The sequence below is a fragment of the Allokutzneria sp. NRRL B-24872 genome (genome assembly GCF_002155965.1).
Lineage (GTDB): Bacteria > Actinomycetota > Actinomycetes > Mycobacteriales > Pseudonocardiaceae > Allokutzneria.
On sequence record NZ_MUMH01000061.1, the window covers coordinates 45,878 to 66,661 of the forward strand.

Consider the following 20,784-nt stretch of genomic DNA (forward strand, 5'->3'; position numbering starts at 1 on the left):
AACCGGCGTCGGCAGCGGTGCGGAGTCGGTGGCGCAGCAGCAGCGACTGCGCGCCTCGGCCCCGGTGTTCGTGGTGCTGTGGACCCGGCTCGGCGCGCGGCAGCCGGGCACGCCGCGCAAGTTCGCCGGCGCGGTGCTGCTGGCCGGGCTGTCGTTCGTGCTGCTGGCGCTGGCGGCCTACCTCGACTCGGACGGCAAGGTCAGCCCGCTGTGGCTGGTCGGGACCTACGTGCTGCTGGCGGTCGGTGAGCTGATGCTGGCGCCGGTGGGGCTGTCGGCGACGACGAAGCTGGCCCCGGCTGCGTTCTCCTCGCAGATCATGGGCCTGTGGTTCCTCGCGGGCGCCGCGGGCAACGGCATCGGCATCCTGGTGACCCAGCTCTACAGCGACGAGACCGAACTGGCCTACTTCGGCGTGCTCGGCCTGTGCGCGATCGCCACCGCGGTCCTGCTGTACTTCGCCGCGCCGCGGATTCGCGTGCTGATGCAAGGCGTGCACTGACGCCACAACGCCGAGCGGGCCGGTGGCCTCGGCCTCGCGCACGGCCTCGTACGGCACCCGCGCCCACCCGGTCTGGCCCGCCTCGGCGGCCTCGGCCAGGGTGGTGACGTCCACGGTGCGCTCCTCGCGCCTGCGCAGCGCCTCGTCGGCGAGCGAGCGCTGGATCTCGACCAGCAGCTTCGCCGAGGTGTCGGCCACCTGGCCCAGCTCGACCAGGGTCTTCTCCCCCGAGTCGCGGCGGGCGAGGGTCACCTTGCCCTCGGCGAGGTCGCGCGGGCCGATCTCGACCCGCACGGGCACCCCGGCCAGCTCCCAGTCGACGACCCGGCGGCCGAAGGAGGTCTTGGTGTCCTCGTCCAGGCGCACCCGCACCCCGGCCGCCTCGAGCTCGTCGTAGAGCCGCCTCGCCGCCGACGCCACCTCGTCCGCGGCCTTGACCTGCACGATGACCACCTGGTCGGGCGCGATCAGCGGCGGCAGCCGCAGTCCGTTGTCGTCCCCGTGCGTCATGATCAGCGCGCCGAGCAGGCGGGTGCTCGCGCCCCACGACGTCTGCCAGACGTGCTCGCGCACCCCGTGCTCGGACAGGTACATGGTGTCGAAGGCCTTGGCGAAGTTCTGGCCGAGCTCGTGGCTGGTGCCCATCTGCAGCGCCTTGCCGTCGCGCATCATGCCTTCGAGCGTGTAGGTGTGGATCGCCCCGGCGAAGCGCTCGCGGTCGGTCTTCGCCCCGATCCGCACCGGGATCGCCATCAGCTCGCCCATCACCTCGTAGTAGGCGGAGGTGGCGATCCGCTGGGCGAAGGCGCGGGCCTCCTCGCGGTCGACGTGGCAGGTGTGCCCCTCCTGCCAGAGGAACTCCGAGGTCCGCAGGAACAGCCGGGGGCGCATCTCCCAGCGGACCACGTTCGCCCACTGGTTGACCAGCAGCGGCAGGTCCCGGTAGCTCTGCACCCAGCGCGAGAAGCTGTTGTTGATCACTGTTTCGGAGGTGGGGCGGACCACGATGGGCTCGTCGAGCTCCTTGCCGCCGCCCTTGGTGACGATGGCCAGCTCCGGGCTGAAGCCCTCGACGTGCTCGGCCTCCTTCTCCAGGAAGCTGTGCGGGATGAACATCGGGAAGTACGCGTTGCGCACCCCGGCCCGGCGGAACCTGCGGTCCAGCTCCTGCTGGAGGTGTTCCCAGATGGCGTAGCCGTTCGGCCGGATCACCATGGTGCCCCGAACCGGACCGTTGTCCGCCAACTTGGCCCTGGCGACGACGTCCTGGAACCACTGCGGGAAGTTCTCGTCCTGCGGGGTGAGCACACGCGACATGAGCACCAGATTACCGCTCGGCCGTCGCCGGATTCCCCCAGGTGGGCCCGATGGTCCCGGACGGTCGTTCGGGCGGGTCACGACCCGTGTGCCGACGGCGCGAGGCCTTCGCGCGCATCGGCTGTCCCTGGCGTGGCAAGGAAGATCCCCGTCGAACGCGCTCCTGGTTCGGCCCGGATCGCCGTCGTGTGCGATCAGGCGTTCTTGACCGTCACGTCGCCGCGCTCGGAGCTGACGTTGATCGCCGGTCCGGAGCCGTTCCGCACCTGGATGTCGGCCTTGCCGCGGCGCTGCTTGACCTTCGCGGTCACGCTGTAGGACTTGCCGCCCGGGACGGTCACGGTGATCTCGCCGCTCTCGGAGTGGGCGTCGAGCTTGTCGAAGGAGCCGGTCGCGTTCACGGCGACGTCCCCGAGCTTGCTGCGCGCGTCGATCTCCGTGGCCTCCACGTCCTTCACGGTCACGTCGCCGCTCTTGTTGACCACCTTGACCGCGACGCCCTTGGGTACCTCGACGTCCCATGCGACCTCGCAGTCGCCGCCCAAGCCGGAGCACTCGCCGACGAGCTTGAGGGCGCTGCCGCTCTTGTCCACCTTGGCGTGCGACTTGCGCGTGCTCTGCTGGGTCAGCGCCCGCTTCACGGTCAGCTTGCCGCCGTTGGTCCCGGTGACGGTGACGGCGCCGACCAGGTTGGTCAGGTCGATGGACTTGATCTCAGCACCGAACTCGTCGCTCTGGTACTCGATCTCCTCGGTCGCCTTGTTCACCACGGCGCAGCCGGAACCGGCAACGGCGAAGGACACGGCGAGCACGGCGGCGGCGAGGTTCTTCATCTCTGTCAACGCTCTTCCACTCGGGGACGGCCCTCAGACGATCACTCTGTCCGGAGCCGCTCACGGCGCCATCACCCACCCGGTGGACACGCCGGTCCTTCGGCCGACTGAGGGCTAGCGGGGATGCGCGAGCACGTCGGCCACGCGGCGCAGCACATCGACGAACACGGCGCGGTCGAGCTCGGTCGCCTGACCGCTGAACTCGTTGACCACCGCGACGCGGTCGCCGGTGATCTCCACGACGCAGGCGTTGCCGCCCATTTCCCATTCCCGGACGTCGGGGTCCTCTGCCGCGGTGAGGATCGCGGTCAGGAAGGGCGGAGCGGCGGCGAGTTCGTTGTGCACGAGCTGGTCGAGCGGCTTGAGGTGCTGGGGCACGATCACCCGGACACCGCGCTGCTCGTGGTGCACGACCTGGATCTCCGGCGCGATCATCCTCGTTCCCCTTCTCCGTGCGAGTGCCGTGCGACAAGGCGCATCGGATAGGCGGTTGCGATGTCCTGCTCCGTCGCGGCGGCGAACTCCGTTCCGGGGAAGACGTAGCCCTGGATGATGATGCCCTGGTGCTCCCCCTCCCACATGTTCGGCACAAGATCGCCGTCGTCGTCGCGGACTTGGCTTCGTTGGGCGAACGCGTCCCGTATCGCGCGGCGAACCGCCGCCGTGGACCAGGTGTGCAGGAAAATGGGGGAACCGCTTCGCTTGCGCGTGCTCTGCCCGGATGAAGTGGGGCCAGTCACCTCAGCCCAGTAGACGCCGTGGGTGTCAACCGGGGTGCGTTCGCTGATCCTCATACGCGCCCGGTCCAAGCCACCGTGTCGGTGGTGGTAGCCCGTAACGCGTGTGGGTCGCGAATGTCCCAGGAAGAGGTGTTCGTCGAGATGCGCAGGCAGCAGCTCGGGGAGGGTGGGTCGGCGGTTCCGGTGGAGTGGTGCGTCGACGGGGGCAGCCACGCCGAGAATGTCAGTGCAGTACAACTCCATCCACGCCGCCGCCTGCTCCAGCCGTCTCGCGGAGACAGTCATGCCCAAGGCTGCGTCGCGGAGTGCACGCGCACTGCCCGCGAGGACTGTCTCTCGGCTGCCCTGAGCGGTGAGCAGCTCAACGGCTGCGTCTTCCGCACGCGAAGCAGCCTGCTGCACCTGGGTCACCGGCAGCCGTGCAGCGATCTGACGCAGTCGCGCGGCTAGCGCTCGGCACGACGACATCCCTTCGCACCCTCGCCCCCTGTCGGATGATGCGTCCGACTCCAAACGACCTTGAGGACAAAGAGATTGGCGCGCGGAGCCATCTCGGTCGAGTTCTGGCATCTGCCGAGGTGGCGCATGTCGGCCACGCGCGGATCTCTGAGGTGATCTCAGTGAGTTTGGCGCTCGATCGGATGACGGCCCGCTAGCCGCCGTAGCGCTTGGCCACCTCGTGGAAGGCTGCCTTGGGGGTCCAGGTGGTCGGGTCGTCGACCGGGACCTTCACGATGCCGAACCCGGCCTTGTCGAGGTCGCGGCGTGGGTCGTCGTGGTGGGGGTAGTCGGGCATGGCGAAGGTGAAGACGAAGCAGCCGTGCACGCCGGCCTCGTTGTAGAGATCGATCAGCTCGCCCAGATAGCGGGCCTGGGTCTGTTCGTCCCTCGGGTGATCACCCTTGATCGCGGGTTCCTCGGCGAACCAGTTGACGATCCGGAACGAGGCCGGCCCCCTGCGCTCGGCGCCCTCGTAGGCGCCGCAGCCGAACTCGTTGATGATCACCGGCTTGTCATTGTCACGCACCAGATTGGTCACGCGGCGGGCGTAAGCGGCATCGTCGGTTCCCGTCCGGTAAAGGCTGATGGCCACCGAATCGAACCGGGACCAGTCGACCTCCTCCCAGCTCGCCGCCCCGTAGCCGACCGAGCCGCGGAACACCCGCCTCGCCGTCTCGGCGGCCCGGCCGAGCAGGACGTCGAGCCGCCGGTTCATTCGCCGTCGCACGAGCAGGCGGGCCTTGAAGATAACCCGCAGCCGGAGGAAGGACCACCGGCCGGGCACGAGCCCGCGAACGGTGTGGGAGAACTCGCTGCCGACCAACAACGTCACCCGGCCCGGATGGCGTGCGCGCAATTCTTCGGCCGCCAAGCCGATGTTCTCGAGGTGTGCCAGCACCTCTGGCTCGCGGCGGTCCACCAGGTTCGGTCGGATCCACACGTCCAGCCCGACCTCCAGTGCGTACTCAGCCGCCGCGACGAGCCGGTCACCGTCAGGACCGATTACCGACACCGTTGTACAGTGCAGGTCGTCGCGGATCGCCTGGAGGTCCCGCCGAACGACGTGCTCTGGAGCGTCCTCCACCAGGTAGGTCATGCCCCGAATGGTCAGCATGCGATCACAATCCTTCGGCGCGGCGGACGCGGGTGGCAGCGACGGCTAACAGCGCGATGGTGCCGAGGAGGATGGCGGCGTTCATCGCGTACTTCGTGCCCTCGACTACCTCGCCGAGGAGCTCGACCAGGAACGCCAGGGTGGCCCTGGCGAGCAGCGCGCCGCCGACGATTGCCAGGACATACTCCCCTTGATTCCTTATCGTGCCATGCTCGACGTCCCCCGCGAACTCGCCCAGTACGTCGGTCGGCTGCTGCGCGCCGAACGCCGCGACCGCGGCACCCGCAAGGGCAGCAGGGCGCTGACCTGCTTCTACCAGGCAGTGTTCGAGCTGCGCTGGTTCCGCGAGAACCGCGACATCGCCGCGCTGGCTCGCGACCACGGCATCTCCCGCGCCACAGGCTACCGGTGCCTGGACGAGGTCATCACGGCCCTCGCCACACAGGCCCCGGACTTGCACGAGGCCCTACAGCAGTCTCACAACGACGACGCCACACACGTCATCCTGGACGGCAAGCTGTTCGCCAGCGATCGGCTCGGCGAGCAGACCATCAGCGTCAAAGGCAGGCTGATCGACGCCTGGTACTCCGGAAAGGCCCACGAGCCCGGCGGCAACATCCAGGCCCTCTGCGCCCCGGACGGCTTTCCGCTGTGGGTCGCAGAGGTCGAACCCGGCTCGCCCCATGACCTGACCGCCGCCCGTGCCCACGTGCTCGCTGCCCTGTACTGGGCGGCCTCCCAACTGAACCGGCCCACCCTGGCCGACGGCGGCCACGACGGCGCCGGGATCGGCGTGTTCACCCTGGTCAAACAGTCCTCCCACGGCCGCGAGCTCGACGCGGACACCCGCACCTACAACACCCTGTTACGCGGGCTGCGCTGCCTGGGCGAACGCGGCTTCGCCCTCCTCGCCGACCGCTGGCGCGCGCTCCGCCACACCACAGCAAGCCCACGCAAGATCGGCGACATCGTCAAAGCCGCACTCGTACTCACCCACTTCGAACACGGCCGACTCACCTGAAAGTCGTTGAGATCACTTCTCTGAGTCCTCGGTTGCGGTGAGGATCGCGGTCAGGAAGGGCGGAGCGGCGGCGAGTTCGTTGTGCACGAGCTGGTCGAGCGGCTTGAGGTGCTGGGGCACGATCACCCGGACACCGCGCTGCTCGTGGTGCACGACCTGGATCTCCGGCGCGATCATCCTCGTTCCCCTTCTCCGTGCGGGACGAGGTGGCGAGGCGTACCGAATGCGCGCCCCTGAACGATGTTGCAGGCCTTCCCCCATGTCCGGGAAGAACGTGGAACCGCTTCGCTTGCGCGTGCTAACCGTCCGAAGCTGGCGCCAGGGTGAGCATGTCGCGGTGATCTACGAAGACGACGACATGCCACCCTGGCGACATTCCTAGGCCCTGTGCACCCACAGCTCGTAGTAAGTGTCCGGCTTCATCCTGCACTCATAGTGGGTGTAGGCGGGCCACATCCTCTTAATGTAATTATTTCCTTGGAACGAGCATAGCGCCTTGTAGTAGTGGGTGCTGATGTAGTGCCAGGTACCTTGCGCGACTGCGGACGTACTGCCGACCGGAGCGGCAGGAGCCGCTCCGGCGGGCACTCCGACCATCGCGAACCCCAACACTGCAGCAACGCAGGCAATTGTCAGTCGAACCTTGACCATAGTTCCTCCCCGACCATGAAAGGTAATCCCCACATGGAGAATCAGCTCCCGAACTCAGATTTCGCCACCCATCATGATGACGGGAACACGAAGAAGATACCTGCATTTGGGTGAATCGCGAACTTGCGCCAACGGAATTCATCACGGAAAAACCCACGAATTGTATTCGATATTCCGGGGACCCCTCCCGGTGTGGCGGAATGTGATGAAATCCGGAGCCCGTCGGCGTGCGCCAGTGGGCGCGGTGCCGCCGAGGATGTCGGTGCTGTGCAACTCGATACACCTGCTCCGGCAGATCGGCGGCGATCTGGCGCAGCCGCGCGGCCATCGTGCGACCGGTGGACACGCTGGTCCCCCAGCAGCTCGAGGCACGCCGCGCTCGCCGCTCCAACACTGGGGTCCATGAGAAACGTGATCAAGAAGGTGGTCGGGGTCGCGGCTGTCGCACTGGCCGCGGCGTCGATCGGTCCAGCGGCCTCGGCGGCGCCGACCGTCACGAGCGTCCCGTTGCAGCAGGCGTTCCCGGACATGGCCTACGACGTGGTGTGGTCCGACCGGGTCGCCGGGCGGCACCTGAACATCGTGCGCTGGCCGGGCGGGTGGTTCGAGGTGGTGCTGACGGGAGCGAACCCGGGCGAGAAGCTGGTCGGCATCAACCCCGCCAACGGTTTCCCCTACAACGCGGCGGAAGCGGTGGTGCAGCCTGGGCGGCGGACGGCCAACAGCGGGCAGTTCGTCATCTTCGGCGGGCTGGGGGTGAGCTTCCACTACGAGGGCAAGTCCTGGTACTCGGGTCGCGTCGTGTCGCAGTAGCGGCGAATTCCGGTGCGTACGGAGCGGGCGTGCTGACAGAATCCGCTGCGTGAGTGGACAGCACGAGGTGCTTCTGGGGTTGGTCGCGGCGGAGGACGCCGAGCGGGTGCGCGCCCGGCTCGGTCTCGCCGCGGCCACCCCTGTGCCGGATCACCTGGTGCCTCGGCGGCTGAGCGGAGTCCCGGCCTCGGTGCTGTTGTGGATGTTGCAGGAGGACGACCCGGCGATCAACGAGATCGTCTTCAAGCACCCGTCCTTGGACGAGGCGATCCGGCGGGAGCTTGCGCGCGGGACGCCGTTCGGCGGCGCGGCGGGGCCGCTGCCGTTTCGGGGTACCGACCGCTTTCCGGAGCCCGAGACAGACGTCATCGACGGGCTGCGCTGGGTGCGGACCAAGCACGAGGGAGATCGCGCGGCCGGAGCGGTCGCTGTGGCCGACTGGCCCGAGATCGCCGAGGCGGATCGCGCGCAGGCGCTGCCGGGGTACGCGCGGTGGGCGTTGACGGTGCGCATCGACTGCCCCAACGAACTCCGCGCGCAGTTCGGCTCGCACCCGAAGTTCGCGCACCGGCTCCGCGAGGCGGGGATCATCGACGGACCGCGCGAGTACGTGCAGGGGTGGAAGTCCGCGCAGAGCGTGCTGCACGTGCTGGAGCTGGGGCCGCGCCTGTTCCCGAAGCGGATGGCGGAGGCGACGGACGTGCTCGCGCCGATGGTGCGGCGCGAACTGGGCGCGAACGTGGAGGCGTGGGCGGTGCTGGCGCAGCTGCTGCCGACGTTCTCCGGGACCGTGCCGGAACTGGTGCGCACCTGCGGAGCCATCGCGAACGCGTAGGCGACGCGCGACTGCCCCTGCGCTACGAACCGTCGCGAAGATCGTACAAGCACGCAAGGAGGGACGATGGGCCACGGCCTGCGGCGCCCGCACGTGGTGGACCTGGCGGATCGCCGGGCCCTGGTTCGCTGGCGCCCGGCCGATCCCGAGGTGCTGGCCGAGGCGGAGCGGCTCAAGGACGCGGCGCTGCTGGACTTCGGGCTGACGGAGTCGGCGGTCGCGTCGTGGCTGTACGCGAAGTGCCATCACCAGATCGCCACGACGGCGATCGACACGGCGGCCGTGGTGTCCTCCGGCGACGGCACCTGCTTGCTGATCTACAACCCGGACTTCTTCGTCGGCATCGGCTTGGACGGCGTGAAGTTCGTGCTGTTCCACGAAGCGCGGCACCTGGTGCACCGTCATTTGTTCGCCGACGAGGAACTGCGCGCGGACCCGGTGTTCACGGTGGCGGCTGAGGTGTCGATCAACCACGTGGCCCTGGTGCGGTTGAAGCGCGAGGAGTTGCCGCTGCTGGGTGACAGGCGGATCGGGATCGATCCGCGCACGGTGCACGTGGACTACGTCGCGGACTTGGCCGACCAAGGGCTGACTGCGTTGAGCTACAACGACTTCGTGCGCACCGATCTTGGTGTGTACGCGGAGCTGAAGCGCATGCGCTTTCCCCCGGCCCCGGCGCCGGTGTGCGTGCACCTGCTCGACGGCGTGCTGCCGGGAGATCAGGAGACGATCGACGCGGTGGGCTCCTCGGTGCTGTTGAACTCGCTGTTGTGGGCGCGGCGCGGGCACCCCGGGGCGGAGTCGGAGCTGCTGGACCTGATGGGGCGCACCGATGGCAGCTCGGAGCGCGCGAGCCGCATCTGGGGCAACCTCGGTGCCGGAGCGCTCCGTGGGACGACGGCGCGCACGGGCAAGGTCGACTGGTGGCAGCGCTGGCTCGTCGACGTGCTCGCGTCGAAGCTGCGCGCGGGTGAGCGTTTGGTGTACCCGAAGAAGCGCGGAGCGGTGCTGGCCTCGCTCGGGCTGGACCCGATGCTCTCGCGGAGTGGGCCGGAGCGCGACAAGGTGCTGGTGATCGCTTACGACACGTCGGGGTCGATGCCGCCCAAGGTGATCCAGTGGCTGACCGAGCTGGTCGGAGAGATCGACCGGGTGCAGGCGCACTGGCTGTCCTTCGACGCCGTCGTGATGCCGTTCAAGCAGGGCGGGAGCGTCCGCGGCGGTGGCGGCACGAGCTTCCAGGCGGTCGTGGACTACGTCGAGGGCCGCACGATCGTCGCGGGCGAATGCTTCGAGGAGAAGCCCGACGCGATCGTGGTGCTGACCGACGGGGAGGCGCCGCACGTGACGCCCGCCGAGCCGGACAAGTGGATCTGGCTGATCACCGAGGGCGGCGACGACTGGCCCGACGCCCACACCCCGCGCATGGACTGCCACCGCGTCCGCGTTCCGGAGAGGACGAGCACCCGATGACCGAGGACCGCTCCCGCTTGGCGGGCTTCATCGACGCCATGATCGACATCGGCCAGACCGGGCAGGTCTTCGGCGCGCACGGCATCGGCAAGACGGCCACGTTCTTCTCGCACATCGCCCAGGCCCACCCCGACGTCGAGCTGGTGTTCGTGCCCGCGGCGAACCTGACCCCCGATGACCTGCTGATCAACACGCCGGTGCGGGACCCGCGCAGCGGCGAGCTGGTGCTGCGGCAGCTGGTGATGGACCAGCTGAAACCGGGGCGGAAGTTCGTGCTGCTCATCGACGACTCGTTGCAGGCGGGCGAGACCATCCAGTCGCAGCTGATGCAGATCGCCTGCGACTGGACGCTCGGCGAGCACGACCTGCGCGCGCTGGGCTGCGTCGGCGTGTTCCTGACCGACAACGAGTCGCTGGCCGAGACCTCGACGCGGCGCGGTGACCTGGCGATCCTCGACCGCATGGTGACGGTGCGGGTGAGCGCCAACGACACCGCGTGGCGGCAGAAGCTGGCAGCGAAGTACCAGGAGTGGCAGCTCGACGGCGTGTTCACCATGTGGGCTTCGCTGAGCCCGGAGCTGCGCGAGCTGCTGTCGCCGCGCACGGTCGATCACATCCTGGCCAACGCGCGCGAGGGTTTCCCGCTGCGCTGGGGACTGCCGTTGATCAACGGCGAGCGGCTGCGGCTGGTCGAGGAGCGCGGCGGGCAGAATCGGACCGGGGAGATCCTGGACCGGATCGCGAGCTTGCTCGGTGTCGCGAATCCGGCGACGATCGACGACCCGGTGCGCCGCGTGGTGCGGGCGGCGGTGCGCAACCGCTGGAGCGTGCTGCTGCAAGGCCCTCCCGGCTGCGGCAAGACGCAGGTCGTGCGGGAGACCGTGCGCGGCGAGATCGGGCGCGCGCCGCTGTACTTCTCGTTGCCGGTGACGAACGTGGAGGACCTGTGCGCGCCGATCCCGACGCCGGACGGATCGCTGAACACGTTGCTGGCTCAGGTGTTCACCGGGCGCGAGCCGAAGGCGATCGTGTGGGACGAGTACAACCGCCCCAAGGACAAGGCCGCGTTCGCGAAGCTGATGGAGATCACGCAGGAGTGGTCGCTGGCCGGGCACAAGATCGAGAACTTGCGCGCGCAGGTGGCGATCCAGAACCCGCCGTACCACCTCGGCCGCAAGTTGTTGGTGGCGCGCAACAACATCGCGCAGGCGACGCGCTTCACCGCCTCGCTGGTCGTTGAGCCCGAGGACATCCCGGCCAACGAGTGGCTGATCTCGCGCTACGGCCCGGTCGCGGAGACCGTGCTGGAGTGGTGGAAGCACGACATCGACGACGAGGGCCGCGCGTGGATCACCAAGCGCACGCTGGAGCGGCTGATCAAGCTGCACGAGCGCGGGGTGCCGTTGGAGCTGGGCACGATCTACCTCGGCGACGGCGAGTACGCGCCGGTGCCGCTGAGCGCGTTGATCGACCGGCTGAACAACCGCCAGGTGACCGGGCTGCGCGAGCTGGCGGGGAACCTGCGGGCGTGGGAGGCCCGGCTGGCGCGCGCCGCGGAGTCCAGCGAGGGCACCAATGACAGCGACATCGTGCACCAGGTGATCGCCAACGCCGAGCTGTCGCAGCTGCGCAAGCACCGCAAGGCCGTCGCGGCGTTGGTGGCGCTGCTGCCGCCGAAGCTGCGCGCGACCTACCTCGTGGGCGTGGGTGCGGACCGGCAGCAGTTCTGGATCGAGACGTTCGCGAAGATGCCGCGTTGACCTCGGAACGGCGAATCAGCCGCAGCGGCTCTCCCGTGGCCGCGCGGCACCCACCTGTTCCATGCGCCGGATCTCGCGCTCTGCCGCTTCCAAGTGCCCGAGATCGAGGGCCATCGCGGCGCGCCCGGCGACGTAGAAGACGTCCTGGCGGGTCCGGCAGTCCAACTCCGGTCGGCGGCACAGGGCCAGGAACCGCACCTCAAGGCTGAGTTCGATGCGGCCCATCTCGTCCCGGAAGCGGACCGGGAGTGCGGCGAACCTGAGATCCTTGGCGTAGTCGCGCGTCTGCCGGTCGGCCTCGTCAGGCCGGGCTTCCAGGGGGCGGTAGGGGTGGTCGGCCCACTCCGTTCCAGCCCACAGGAGGAGTTCGTCCAGGTGCTCCGAGGCGGCCGCCAGATCCGGGGGCGAAGCGGAGAGGGCCGCGTCCGCGCGGGCAACCAGCTGGGCGAGACGGCTGCGCGCGTCCTCGTCCCCCGTCACGCACATCGCGACGAAGCCCGACAACATGTCGAGCCTGCGCGAGACCTCCGCCCGCTGCCAGATCTTGTGCAGTCCCGCCATTCACCGTTCCTTCGCCGCCGACCGTGTCTGCGAACCCTACGACGCGCCCCTGTCGGCAGGTCCACCGATTTCCTTGCTGGCGGAATGTTCAGGTGGCGGTTGGCGGTGCACGCTCTGCACGGCGGTGACGTCGGCGGAGACCTCGGGGCGTTGGGGGACGCTCGCGCTGAGTGCGTCCAGCCGTCGTTTGACGCTGGTGGCGATGCCCTTGCCGAGCCGGAACCTGGTGGGGCTCACGGCTTTCTGCGCTCCGTCGAGCAGGCGGTGGGCTTCGCGGCTGCGCATGCCGGTGTCGGTCAGCACCAGGTGGCGAAGCCGGTGCGGCACTGCGGCGAGGGCTTCGGCGATGGTGGTCGCGGCGGCCTCGTCGAGGCGGTTGTCCTGCGCGCCGAGGGCTCCGGCGGCGCGCACGCGTCCGAGGTCGCACAGTTCGACTCCGGCGGGGACTGCGGCGGCGATGAGCCCGGCTGCCGCCGCGGGTCCGATGCCGTTGCTGGCCAGGGAGATCCGTCGTGGTGCTCGCTCGGGCGCGAGGGCTTCGGCGAGCAGGTTCGCGCCCTCGTCGCCGAGTCCGGAGGCAGAGACGTACAGCTCGTCGACCGCTCCCGCCGCGACCAGACGCGCCAGGTGCTGTGCCCCGGCCGAGCCGAGCGGGTTGCCGCCGACATAGAGGCGTTCGACGCGCCGTCCGGTCGCGTGCGCGGCGATCAGCGCGTCCGCCAAGATCGCGAGGCCTGCCGCGTCCAGGCCCGTCTGGACGAGGTCCAGCGTGCGCAGCGAGCGCGCGGACTCCACGAGCGCGGCGGCCGCGTCCCCGGCGCCCTCCCCCAACGGGTTGCGCTTGAGCCAGACGCCGGTGACCTTGCCGGCTTGGGGCGACATGCGCAGGTTGTCGGCGATCCGACAGGCTCCGCCCGCCGTGATTCCGTTGCAGCCCAAGTACAACGTCTCAACCTGCTGCTCGATCGCCCGCTCACTGACCCCGGCGGCGCCGTCGTCGCCGAGTTCGTCGGTGCCCATGAGCAGGTGCCGCACGGCGCCCGGTTGCAGTGCGGAGGCGACGAGTTCGGCTCCGCTCGGGCCCAGCGCCTGCTTGCACAGGTCGAGCCGCCCGTCAGGCAGGGCCGTGCCAGCGGCGAAGTCCAGGCGCTCGGCCGGGGTCACGCCCGTGCGCAGCCAGGCCAGCAGTGGTTCGAGCTCCGCGTGTGGTCGGTTCACCATGCGGCTTCCTGGTAGTCCTTGAGGAACACGCCCGCGACCGGGGAGCCCGCTTCGCCGCGCACGATCGGGTCGTACACCCGGGCCGCTCCGTCCACAATGTCCAGTGGAGTGCGAAAGCCCTTGTCGGCCAAGGCTTTCTTCTTCGGTGCCGGGTTCTCGTCGGTGATCCAGCCGGTGTCCACCGCGCACATGTAGATCCCGTCGCGGCTCAGCTCCGGGCCGCTGGTGCGGGTGAGCATGTTGAGCGCGGCCTTGGCCATGTTGGTGTGCGGGTGGCCGGGCATCTTGTTGCGGACCTCGAAGCGCCCTTCGACGGCGGTCACGTTGACCACGTAGCGGCGAGGGTGCGGCGAGGCCATCAGCAGCGGCAGCAGCCGGTCGCACAGCAGGGTCGGCGCGAGCGCGTTGACCAGCTGCGTCTCCAGCACTTCGGCCGGGTCCAGCTCACCGATCCGCGCCGACCAGGAGTTGACCGGCGAGGTGTCCGGCAGCAGCCCCGCCTCGTCGACCTCCGCCAGGACCAGCGCGAGCGCGTCGGCTTCGCCCAGCCCCGCGGACAGCATCGGCCGAAAGCCCGGCGCCACGCGGGCAGCGGCGGGAAGTGCGCCCACTTCGCGCTCGGCCAGCGCCGCGTAGGCCTCCGGCGGCCTGCGCACCGTCTGTGCCGCGTTGTTGACCAGGATGTCCAGCGGCTTGCCCTCCTCGCGCAGCGAATCGCACAGCGCGAGCACTTGGCGCGGGTCGCGCAGGTCGATGCCGACCACGTGCAGCCGGTCGATCCACGCCTCGCTTCCTGGCGCGGCTTCGAACCGGCGCAGCGCGTCGTGCGGGAACCGCGTCGTGACGAGCAGTTCCGCGCCGTCGCGCAACATCATCAGCGCGAGCTGGAATCCGATCTTGACGCGTCCGCCGGTGAGCAGCACTCGGCGCCCGGTCAGGTCAGCGCGCGCGTTGCGGCGCTCGGTGTTCAGCGCCGCGCAGGCCGGGCAGAGCCGGTGGTAGAACGCATCCGCTTCGCGGTAGTTGGCCTTGCAGACGTAGCAGTGGCGCGCCCTCGCGAACACCGCAGGTTCCGTTGTCGTCGGCATCTCCAGCGGCGCGTCCTCACGCCGCTCACTCGCTCCCGTCGCCGTCGCCGCTTCGATCTTGGCGTCTGCCTCGGCCCGCTCAGTTGTGCGGAGATTCCTGCGGCGCTGCCGCCCGTCCCGCACGAAGGACTCCGCCACCCGCTCGGCCCGGCGCCGCGCCGGGTCGTCCTCGGGCAGGGCGCGCAGCCGGGCGACGGTGTCGTGGAACGCCGCGAGTTCCGAGTCGGTGATGCCGTCCATGCCCGTCTTTCCCCCTGTGGTCCCGGCCGGATTCGAACCGGCGTGCTCCACCTTGGAAGGGTGGGTGCGCCTGCCTCTGCGCTACGGGACCTCGCAACCGATTCCGCCGCGAACTCTAGCCGATCGCCCTGCTCACATCGGCGCATTTCAGCCCGTGCTCGCGCAGCACCGCAAGGGCGCGTTCGGACACGACGAGCGTGAAGTTCTCGTCCATGCCCAAGTCTTCCTGGTGCGCCTTGCCGGTGAAGCGCAGCCACTTCCACTTCGGCAGCGGCTCCTCGATCCACTCCTCGCCCTCCAGCGAGAGGCTGATCTCCACGATGGCGTCGCCGAGCCACCAGGAGAATTGGTACTCCAGGCGCGTCACTCCGAGCGCGGGACCGGAGCGGTCGACAACCGTTCCCGGAACGAGTCTCAGGCGACTTACGGCTCAACGATGAAGCATTCCACGCGCCCTGCTTCTCGGCCTGGACAAACGAGTGGTCCCGGCCGGAGTCGAACCGGCGTACTCCGCTTAGGCTAAGCGGCGCGACTGCCTCTGCGCTACGGGACCGTGAGGCAAACAATCATTGGGAACCCTAGCCGACGCAGGTTCCGTCCGCGCAACTATCTGAAGTTCTGACGTGAGTGCGTTGAGCAGTGTGGCTCAAGCTGGAGTCGCTGGACCTACCACGCCAGCGCAAGCTGGTGAGTTTCCGGCCGCTGAACTGCGGTAGGTGAACTCATCCACGAGTCACCGGTGGAGCACCCAGTCCGTCGATCCTGCTCGACGAGAGCACGCCGCGGAACGACCAGCCTTCGTTGTTACGAGCCTCAGAGGCAATCAGTCACGGCGGATTCTTTCTAGAGAGGAACAGCTTCCTCGACATCTGCATATTCCAAGCCGTGCTCGCGCAGCAGTTCCAGCGCCTGCTCGGACACGACGAGCGTGCTCTTGTCGAGGCCGAAGTCCTCGCGGTGGGGTGCGCCAGTGAAGCGGAGCCACTTCCAGTGGGGCAGCGGTTCCTCGATCAGCTCTTCCCCTTCAGGCGACAGACTGATCTCGACATCGTCGAACCTGGCCCCGCTGAGTCCGGCGACGGTGACCGCCTTGGCCAGGGTCTCCGTGACGATGAAGCAGGGGGTGCACTCCAGGATGGCGTCGCCGAGCCAGTTGGTGAAGCGGTACTCAAGGCGCGTGACCTCAGCGGGCTGGACGGTGCGGTCGAAGACGGTGTTGTCGCCGAAGTCGCCAGCGACCTCTGGTTCAACGATGTAGTACGTCATCTGTCCCTGCTTCTCACCGAATGTTGGGGTTGAACGACGTGCCGTACCGGTCGTCGATCATGGCAGCGAAGTCAAGCAGTTGTTGTTTGCTGGGAACGGTTCCGCTGTCCCGGAAGGGCTTGTAGAAACTGTTCCAGGCTTTGCGGATGGCACTGAGGTGCACCAGGTTGTTGGTACTCCCCTGGGGATGCCGCGGAGGTTCTCAAGGGAGTGCATTTCCTCCGCCCGCACGACGCCGGGGAAGTACTAGAGCACCTGCTGCTCGACCGCGTGGTGCACCACCACTTTGCCTGCGGTCTGCGGGTAGGCGTCGGTGAAGGTCTTGCGGTAGTTGGTGGAGGTCGTCCAGCCGAAGCTGGCGGATTTGCCCGTGCGCGACGACGCTTCAGGGCCGCTGGACTTCGCTGCAGATAGCGGCTTTGTGGACGCCTCGCTCCAGAACGACGAGGACTTCCTCGCGCAGATGCGCTGCGGCGGCGGTCAGCTCCTCAGGGCGAAGGTCTCGCAGTGCCACGCGAAGCCGCTCGGTCACCTCACCACGGTCGCCACCCGGTGGCCTAGATGCCGTTGGCGTAGGTGGACATCAGGTCTTCGGCAACGGTGAGCCGTTCAACGACCCCGTCGAGCTGGTCGACGGCCTGGTGGATGAACCCGACGACCTCGGCAGCGTCGGTGTCGCTAGAGGAGCGCCAGGCTTCGGCTAACTCGTCGGCTGCGGTGAGAGCGTCGCTCTTGTTGCGGAGGACGACTGCGGTGGACAGCTGCTCGACGAGCTGAAGCAGTTGGGCACGCAGGTCACCGACACTTCCATACACCCTGGAATCCCCCGAGTTCTTGTTCGCAGCGCAGACGATCTGTTGCAGCCGAGGACGCTGCAGCGGAGAACAGCGAAATCGGAGCCTTTCAGGGTGGTTCACGCGCGCGGCCTAGTTGGCCTGAACAGCCAGACGGGTGACAGATGTTCTTCTATCGCCGAGCCGTCCATATGGACGTCCGCTACCAATAGCTCCGCCAGAACGTGTTGGATCGACGCGGAGGTCTTGCTTCCTTGCTGCGGCCTCGGCCACCTTCGATCGACACACCTATTTGTGAGGCATACATCCCATGGAACATCGCTATGCCGGTCGTTTACCCCGCACAGTCCACCGCGTTCAGCTCGCGTATGCGAGTAGCTTGCCCTCTTCGCGGCTCACTTCACAGGTGCGCCTGTAGGCAACCCGAATCCCTGGGCACGTGGCCAGAGCGCGAGGGCGAAGTCGCTCATCGCGACGGCCACGTGATCTGCACTGACTGCGACACAACCGTAACGATTTATCGTACGGTCCGTGGTTCGAATGAGGACCACGTGGTGGTCCCGGCCGGATTCGAACCGGCGTATCCGATCTGCCAGAGCGGGGCGCCTGCCTCTGCGCTACGGGACCGGTTGGAGCGTAACGGATCAGCCGCGCAGGTGGGCGAGGGCGGTGATCATCCGCGAGGCGATGTCGGTGGGCCACGGGAAGGCGACGGTGACGGCGCGTTGGTGGGCGAGGCCGTGCAGGCCGAGCCAGAGGGCGACGGCGTCGGCGGAGGGGTCGGTGCTGGCGGAGAGGTCGGCCTTGACGCAGTCGCGGAGGAGATCGGCGAGCAGCTGGAGGCTGGGCTCGCCGAGCGCGGTCATGTCGTCGGCGGTGAAGGAGCTGGTACTGAGGTCGGGCATCCAGAGGCCGCCGAACATGGTGCGGTAGCGGCCGGGGTGGTGCTCGGCGAACTCCAGGTAAGCGGAGCAGACGGCGACGAGCCGGGTGCGGGGTTGGTCGACGGCGGCGTCGCGGGCGGCGCGCAGGCGGGCGTCGAGTTCCGCGAAGACGTGCTGGACGACGGCGAGCATGACGCTGGGCTGGTCGGGGAAGTGGCGGTAGATCGACGGGGCGGCGATGCCGATCTGGCGGGCGACGGCGCGCAGGGTGACGGAGGTTTCGTCGCCGGTGTCGTCGAGCAGGGTGAGCGCCGCGGCGACGATCTCCTCGCGCAGGCGGGCGCCCTCACCTCGGCGGTTGCGGGGGCGGGGGGCGCTGGCGTCGTCCATGCCCGTGAGCTTACAGGTGAAAACTTACTTGCGTTACTCCCTTGATCCCACCGAGCTAACGTGCGTAACCTTACGTCCGTAAGTTCAGTCGATGAGGGAGCACGCGATGAGCACGAGCACCACCGAGATCGTTCTGCCGGGCAAGGTCGACCCCGCCGGGCTCCAGGTGCGCGACCGCGCGCTGCCCGCGCCGGGCGCGGGCCAGGTCGTGCTGCGGATGGAAGCGACGGGAGTGTCCTTCGCCGAGCAGCAGATGCGCCGGGGCAAGTACTACGACCAGCCGGCGTTCCCCTTCGTGCCGGGCTACGACGTGGTCGGCACGGTCACCGAGGCGGGCCCGGGCGTGGACGCAGCGCTGGTCGGCGGCCGCTTCGCCGCGGTGACCAAGATCGGCGGCTGGGCGAGCGCGTTGGTGCTGGACGCGGCGGACCTGGTGCCGGTGCCGGACGGGGTGGACGCGGGAGCAGCGGAAACGGTGGTGGTCAACGGGATCACGGCCTGGCAGATGTTGCACCGCTCAGCGAGAGTGCGCGAGGGCGGGACGATCGTGGTGCTGGGCGCGAACGGCGGCGTGGGGTCGACGCTGGTGCAGTTGGCCAGGCACGCGGGGATCACGGTGATCGGCACGGCCTCGCAGCGGCACCACGACGCGGTGCGCGAGCTGGGCGCGATCCCGGTGGACTACCGCGACCCGGACATGTACGAGCGCATCCGCGAGCTGGCGCCGGACGGCGTGGACGCGGTGTTCGACCACGTCGGCGGCGCCGGGCTGGTGGAGTCGTGGAAGCTGCTGCGCAAGGGTGGTGCGCTGGTGTCCTACGGCACGGCGGCGACGAAGAACGAGGACGGGAACTCGCGGCTGCCGGTGCTGAAGTCCTTCGCGCGCCTGGCGATCTGGAACGTGCTGCCCAACGGCAAGAGCGCGTCGTTCTACAACTTCTGGGCGGGCAAGCGCAACCTGGCCGCCTTCCGCGCACGGCTGAGCGAAGACCTCAGGCAGGTGCTGCGCCTGCTCGCGGACGGCGTGCTCACGGCGCACATCGCCGGGCGGTTCCCGTTGTCCGAAGCCGGTGCGGCGTTGGAGCTGGCGGAGTCGCGCACGGTCCTGGGCAAGGTGCTCATCGTCGGCCCGCCGAGCCCGTGAGCCAGCACACGCGCAACCGCCGTGGCCAAGGAGCCTTGCTGCGCAAAGAAATCCTGGCCTCAGCGACCGCGCTGATCGACGCGGGCGGTGACGAGCGAGCGGTCACCTTGCGCGCGGTCGCCCGGCACGCCGGGATCGCGGCGCCGTCGATCTACCCGCACTTCCCCGATCACTCCGCCCTGATGCTGGCCGTGGTGCGGGACTGCTTCGCCGAGCTGGCGAGCCGCCTCCGCTCAAGCGCGGAGGACCCGTGCGCGGCCTACCTGGATTTCGCCCGCGACCACCCGCAGCGCTACCGCGTCATGTTCGACGGCGCGTGGAAGCCCATCGGGATCTCCACCGAAGTTCTTGTCTCCCTTGGCGAAGAGCCACTGGGCGTGCTCGTCGGGATGCTGCGCGAGCGCGGCAACGACGAGCCGGAGCTCGACGCGGTCGCGCTGTGGCTGGGCCTGCACGGGCTCGCGCACCAGCGCGCCGTGTGCAGGCCGTTCCCGTGGCCCGCCGACATCACGCAACGCATCGCCGTTCTCGCTTCCGGAAGGACTCAGCCATGACCACGATGACCCTCACCGCCCCGCGCACGACCGGCGAGGTCGACAGCCGCGCCACCTACCTCGGTTTCGCCTTCGCCTACTTGTTCGGCCACGGCGCGGCGGCACTGAGCAAGGGCGATGCGCCTCTGCTCGACCTGCCCACCTGGCTGCCGATGACATTGCTGGTCGCCGGGCTCGCCGTGGGATCGGTGCTCGCCGCTGTCGCCGCGATGCGGGCACAGAAGACTTTGAGTGGGCCGGAGTTGTTGTCCAGCAAGCTGATCGGCTCGGCCTGGGTCGTCGGCATGGCGGCGCTGCTGTTGACGATCAACGGCCTGCACTCGTTACCGGGCATGCCGGACGTGCAGTCGCTGCTGTGGCCCTCGGGCGCGGGCTTCGTGGTCGGACTGGTGTACCTGGGCGAGGGAGCGGTGCGGCGCAACGTGCTGCACTTCGCGCTCGGCAGCTGGCTCGCGTTGCTCTCCACCGGCTCGCTCTTCCTCGGGACGCCCGGCCTGTTCTGGGCGCTGGCGATCGGCGGGACGGGTGGTTTCGTGCTCGCGGCGGCACTGGAGCACCGCAGGCTCAGCCGCGGCGCATGCGCAGACCCGCGGTGACGCCCTGGAGGTTCCTGGCCTGGGTGAGGAGGTCGTTGGTGGCCGCCCGCATGGCCTGGAGGTGCTGCCGGAGCAGGGGCGCGAGGTCGGCGGTGGGGGTCGGGGTGAAGCCCAGTGCCTCGGCGAGCTGGTCGCGCAGCTCCGGCGGCAGGTTGGCGAACTGGATGGTCACAGCGCTCCCCCGGCGTACTGCGGCAGCACCGACAGCAGGTACTCGATCCGCGTGCTGACCGCCTCCGCCTCCTGGCGCAGCGCGGTGACCTGCTCCTCGACCACCGCGAGCAAGGCCTCGGTGGTGGCGGCCTGCTGCTGGAACACCGACAGGTCCTCGACGCCGTACTCCCTCAGTCTGTCCCGCACCTCTTGAGGCAGTTGCTCCAGGGATGCCACAGGCACCTCCTCCGTTGGGGAGAGCGGTTACAACAAGCATTCTCGCGAGCACCCGCCGTCTCCGCGATGCCTGAACGGGCAGCCGAAGGCGCAGGG

Annotated in this window: 24 protein-coding genes, 3 tRNA genes and 1 pseudogene; 9 read left to right on the plus strand and 19 right to left on the minus strand. The window is 68.8% G+C overall.

Going from position 1 to position 20,784, the window contains the following annotated elements; all coding sequences use genetic code 11:
• Positions 1-73: 73 nt before the first annotated feature.
• Entirely contained in the window at positions 74-502 is a 429-nt protein-coding gene (locus CCN37_RS42380) for a hypothetical protein (protein ID WP_371504356.1), read from the plus strand.
• 93 nt (positions 503-595) lie between these two features.
• On the opposite strand, the pseudogene proS reads toward CCN37_RS42380, so the two are convergent.
• From proS to CCN37_RS16810, 5 genes and pseudogenes are all read right to left on the minus strand, one after another.
• A pseudogene (gene proS, locus CCN37_RS42385) lies at positions 596-1,819 on the minus strand (proline--tRNA ligase); the annotation flags it as partial.
• Between the two features lie 194 nt (positions 1,820-2,013).
• The gene (locus CCN37_RS16795; RefSeq protein WP_086821719.1) at positions 2,014-2,652 is read right to left on the minus strand and encodes a DUF4097 family beta strand repeat-containing protein; all 639 of its coding nucleotides are present in this window, start codon (positions 2,650-2,652) and stop codon (positions 2,014-2,016) included.
• 114 nt (positions 2,653-2,766) lie between these two features.
• Positions 2,767-3,087: a hypothetical protein gene (locus CCN37_RS16800; RefSeq protein ID WP_086821720.1), complete on the minus strand. Its 321-nt coding sequence runs from the start codon at positions 3,085-3,087 to the stop codon at positions 2,767-2,769.
• Positions 3,084-3,803, minus strand: coding sequence for an EndoU domain-containing protein (locus CCN37_RS16805; protein WP_168200702.1), 720 nt, complete (start codon positions 3,801-3,803; stop codon positions 3,084-3,086). The genes CCN37_RS16800 and CCN37_RS16805 overlap by 4 nt, the downstream gene beginning before the upstream one ends.
• Positions 3,804-4,044: 241 nt before the next feature.
• Positions 4,045-5,007, minus strand: coding sequence for a hypothetical protein (locus CCN37_RS16810; RefSeq protein ID WP_086821722.1), 963 nt, complete (start codon positions 5,005-5,007; stop codon positions 4,045-4,047).
• Positions 5,008-5,215: 208 nt separating this feature from the next.
• On the opposite strand from CCN37_RS16810, the gene CCN37_RS16815 reads away from it, so the two are divergent.
• A complete protein-coding gene (locus CCN37_RS16815; RefSeq protein ID WP_371504346.1) occupies positions 5,216-6,028 on the plus strand; it encodes a transposase family protein in 813 nt (270 codons plus the stop codon).
• 12 nt (positions 6,029-6,040) lie between these two features.
• On the opposite strand, the gene CCN37_RS39945 is transcribed toward CCN37_RS16815, so the two are convergent.
• Positions 6,041-6,205: a hypothetical protein gene (locus tag CCN37_RS39945; RefSeq protein ID WP_168200703.1), complete on the minus strand. Its 165-nt coding sequence runs from the start codon at positions 6,203-6,205 to the stop codon at positions 6,041-6,043.
• Between the two features lie 876 nt (positions 6,206-7,081).
• On the opposite strand from CCN37_RS39945, the gene CCN37_RS16820 reads away from it, so the two are divergent.
• From CCN37_RS16820 to CCN37_RS16835, 4 genes are all read left to right on the plus strand, one after another.
• Positions 7,082-7,492: a hypothetical protein gene (locus CCN37_RS16820; RefSeq protein ID WP_143261646.1), complete on the plus strand. Its 411-nt coding sequence runs from the start codon at positions 7,082-7,084 to the stop codon at positions 7,490-7,492.
• 49 nt (positions 7,493-7,541) lie between these two features.
• Positions 7,542-8,327 carry a hypothetical protein gene (locus tag CCN37_RS16825; RefSeq protein WP_210408071.1) on the plus strand — a complete coding sequence of 262 codons (786 nt, stop codon included), beginning with the start codon at positions 7,542-7,544 and terminating at the stop codon, positions 8,325-8,327.
• 66 nt (positions 8,328-8,393) lie between these two features.
• Positions 8,394-9,800, plus strand: coding sequence for a hypothetical protein (locus tag CCN37_RS16830; RefSeq protein WP_086821726.1), 1,407 nt, complete (start codon positions 8,394-8,396; stop codon positions 9,798-9,800).
• Positions 9,797-11,560, plus strand: a complete 1,764-nt coding sequence (locus CCN37_RS16835) for an ATP-binding protein (RefSeq protein WP_086821727.1) — start codon at positions 9,797-9,799, stop codon at positions 11,558-11,560. The genes CCN37_RS16830 and CCN37_RS16835 overlap by 4 nt, the downstream gene beginning before the upstream one ends.
• Before the next feature lie 15 nt (positions 11,561-11,575).
• On the opposite strand, the gene CCN37_RS16840 is transcribed toward CCN37_RS16835, so the two are convergent.
• The 11 genes from CCN37_RS16840 to CCN37_RS16885 form a co-directional block, all read right to left on the minus strand.
• A complete protein-coding gene (locus CCN37_RS16840; RefSeq protein WP_086821728.1) occupies positions 11,576-12,121 on the minus strand; it encodes a hypothetical protein in 546 nt (181 codons plus the stop codon).
• Positions 12,122-12,157: 36 nt separating this feature from the next.
• A complete protein-coding gene (locus CCN37_RS16845) occupies positions 12,158-13,342 on the minus strand; it encodes a ribonuclease inhibitor (RefSeq protein ID WP_086821729.1) in 1,185 nt (394 codons plus the stop codon).
• Entirely contained in the window at positions 13,336-14,721 is a 1,386-nt protein-coding gene (locus CCN37_RS16850; RefSeq protein ID WP_246843091.1) for an SDR family NAD(P)-dependent oxidoreductase, read from the minus strand. Before CCN37_RS16850 ends, CCN37_RS16845 begins: the two co-directional genes overlap by 7 nt.
• Positions 14,688-14,761 (minus strand) — tRNA-Gly (locus CCN37_RS16855). Before CCN37_RS16855 ends, CCN37_RS16850 begins: the two co-directional genes overlap by 34 nt.
• Positions 14,762-14,785: 24 nt before the next feature.
• A complete protein-coding gene (locus CCN37_RS16860) occupies positions 14,786-15,037 on the minus strand; it encodes a hypothetical protein (protein WP_086821731.1) in 252 nt (83 codons plus the stop codon).
• Positions 15,038-15,150: 113 nt separating this feature from the next.
• A tRNA-Gly gene (locus CCN37_RS16865) sits at positions 15,151-15,223 on the minus strand.
• Between the two features lie 290 nt (positions 15,224-15,513).
• A complete protein-coding gene (locus tag CCN37_RS16870; protein ID WP_086821732.1) occupies positions 15,514-15,936 on the minus strand; it encodes a hypothetical protein in 423 nt (140 codons plus the stop codon).
• 13 nt (positions 15,937-15,949) lie between these two features.
• The gene (locus CCN37_RS39950) at positions 15,950-16,099 is read right to left on the minus strand and encodes a hypothetical protein (RefSeq protein WP_168200704.1); all 150 of its coding nucleotides are present in this window, start codon (positions 16,097-16,099) and stop codon (positions 15,950-15,952) included.
• Between the two features lie 394 nt (positions 16,100-16,493).
• Positions 16,494-16,751 carry a hypothetical protein gene (locus tag CCN37_RS16875; RefSeq protein ID WP_086821733.1) on the minus strand — a complete coding sequence of 86 codons (258 nt, stop codon included), beginning with the start codon at positions 16,749-16,751 and terminating at the stop codon, positions 16,494-16,496.
• 531 nt (positions 16,752-17,282) lie between these two features.
• Positions 17,283-17,357 (minus strand) — tRNA-Pro (locus tag CCN37_RS16880).
• 17 nt (positions 17,358-17,374) lie between these two features.
• Complete coding sequence (locus tag CCN37_RS16885; protein ID WP_086821734.1) at positions 17,375-18,004, minus strand: TetR/AcrR family transcriptional regulator; 630 nt, start codon at positions 18,002-18,004, stop codon at positions 17,375-17,377.
• A 106-nt stretch (positions 18,005-18,110) separates the two neighbouring features.
• On the opposite strand from CCN37_RS16885, the gene CCN37_RS16890 reads away from it, so the two are divergent.
• Genes CCN37_RS16890 through CCN37_RS16900 form a run of 3 tightly spaced genes read left to right on the plus strand, consistent with a single transcriptional unit; the run spans position 18,111 to position 20,298 of the window.
• Positions 18,111-19,148 carry a medium chain dehydrogenase/reductase family protein gene (locus CCN37_RS16890; RefSeq protein ID WP_086821735.1) on the plus strand — a complete coding sequence of 346 codons (1,038 nt, stop codon included), beginning with the start codon at positions 18,111-18,113 and terminating at the stop codon, positions 19,146-19,148.
• A 35-nt stretch (positions 19,149-19,183) separates the two neighbouring features.
• Positions 19,184-19,702 (plus strand): TetR/AcrR family transcriptional regulator, encoded by a 519-nt coding sequence (locus CCN37_RS16895; protein ID WP_210408073.1) that lies wholly within the window; start codon positions 19,184-19,186, stop codon positions 19,700-19,702.
• Positions 19,699-20,298, plus strand: coding sequence for an ABC transporter permease (locus CCN37_RS16900; protein WP_086821737.1), 600 nt, complete (start codon positions 19,699-19,701; stop codon positions 20,296-20,298). Before CCN37_RS16895 ends, CCN37_RS16900 begins: the two co-directional genes overlap by 4 nt.
• On the opposite strand, the gene CCN37_RS16905 is transcribed toward CCN37_RS16900, so the two are convergent.
• Together CCN37_RS16905 and CCN37_RS16910 are read right to left on the minus strand one after the other, a co-directional pair.
• Positions 20,267-20,470: a hypothetical protein gene (locus CCN37_RS16905; RefSeq protein ID WP_086821738.1), complete on the minus strand. Its 204-nt coding sequence runs from the start codon at positions 20,468-20,470 to the stop codon at positions 20,267-20,269. The genes CCN37_RS16900 and CCN37_RS16905 overlap by 32 nt on opposite strands.
• Positions 20,467-20,688, minus strand: a complete 222-nt coding sequence (locus tag CCN37_RS16910) for a hypothetical protein (protein WP_086821739.1) — start codon at positions 20,686-20,688, stop codon at positions 20,467-20,469. The genes CCN37_RS16905 and CCN37_RS16910 overlap by 4 nt, the downstream gene beginning before the upstream one ends.
• Positions 20,689-20,784 lie beyond the last annotated feature (96 nt).

What these genes read in the sequence shown, in the direction of transcription:
- CCN37_RS16795 (WP_086821719.1), bottom strand. Translation starts at nt 2,652, where the DNA reads ATGAAGAACCTCGCCGCCGCCGTGCTCGCCGTGTCCTTCGCCGTTGCC.
- CCN37_RS16800 (WP_086821720.1), bottom strand. Translation starts at nt 3,087, where the DNA reads ATGATCGCGCCGGAGATCCAGGTCGTGCACCACGAGCAGCGCGGTGTC.
- CCN37_RS16810 (WP_086821722.1), bottom strand. Translation starts at nt 5,007, where the DNA reads ATGCTGACCATTCGGGGCATGACCTACCTGGTGGAGGACGCTCCAGAG.
- CCN37_RS16815 (WP_371504346.1), top strand. Translation starts at nt 5,216, where the DNA reads ATGCTCGACGTCCCCCGCGAACTCGCCCAGTACGTCGGTCGGCTGCTG.
- CCN37_RS39945 (WP_168200703.1), bottom strand. Translation starts at nt 6,205, where the DNA reads ATGATCGCGCCGGAGATCCAGGTCGTGCACCACGAGCAGCGCGGTGTC.
- CCN37_RS16820 (WP_143261646.1), top strand. Translation starts at nt 7,082, where the DNA reads ATGAGAAACGTGATCAAGAAGGTGGTCGGGGTCGCGGCTGTCGCACTG.
- CCN37_RS16830 (WP_086821726.1), top strand. Translation starts at nt 8,394, where the DNA reads ATGGGCCACGGCCTGCGGCGCCCGCACGTGGTGGACCTGGCGGATCGC.
- CCN37_RS16835 (WP_086821727.1), top strand. Translation starts at nt 9,797, where the DNA reads ATGACCGAGGACCGCTCCCGCTTGGCGGGCTTCATCGACGCCATGATC.
- CCN37_RS16840 (WP_086821728.1), bottom strand. Translation starts at nt 12,121, where the DNA reads ATGGCGGGACTGCACAAGATCTGGCAGCGGGCGGAGGTCTCGCGCAGG.
- CCN37_RS16845 (WP_086821729.1), bottom strand. Translation starts at nt 13,342, where the DNA reads ATGGTGAACCGACCACACGCGGAGCTCGAACCACTGCTGGCCTGGCTG.
- CCN37_RS16870 (WP_086821732.1), bottom strand. Translation starts at nt 15,936, where the DNA reads ATGACGTACTACATCGTTGAACCAGAGGTCGCTGGCGACTTCGGCGAC.
- CCN37_RS16885 (WP_086821734.1), bottom strand. Translation starts at nt 18,004, where the DNA reads ATGGACGACGCCAGCGCCCCCCGCCCCCGCAACCGCCGAGGTGAGGGC.
- CCN37_RS16890 (WP_086821735.1), top strand. Translation starts at nt 18,111, where the DNA reads ATGAGCACGAGCACCACCGAGATCGTTCTGCCGGGCAAGGTCGACCCC.
- CCN37_RS16900 (WP_086821737.1), top strand. Translation starts at nt 19,699, where the DNA reads ATGACCACGATGACCCTCACCGCCCCGCGCACGACCGGCGAGGTCGAC.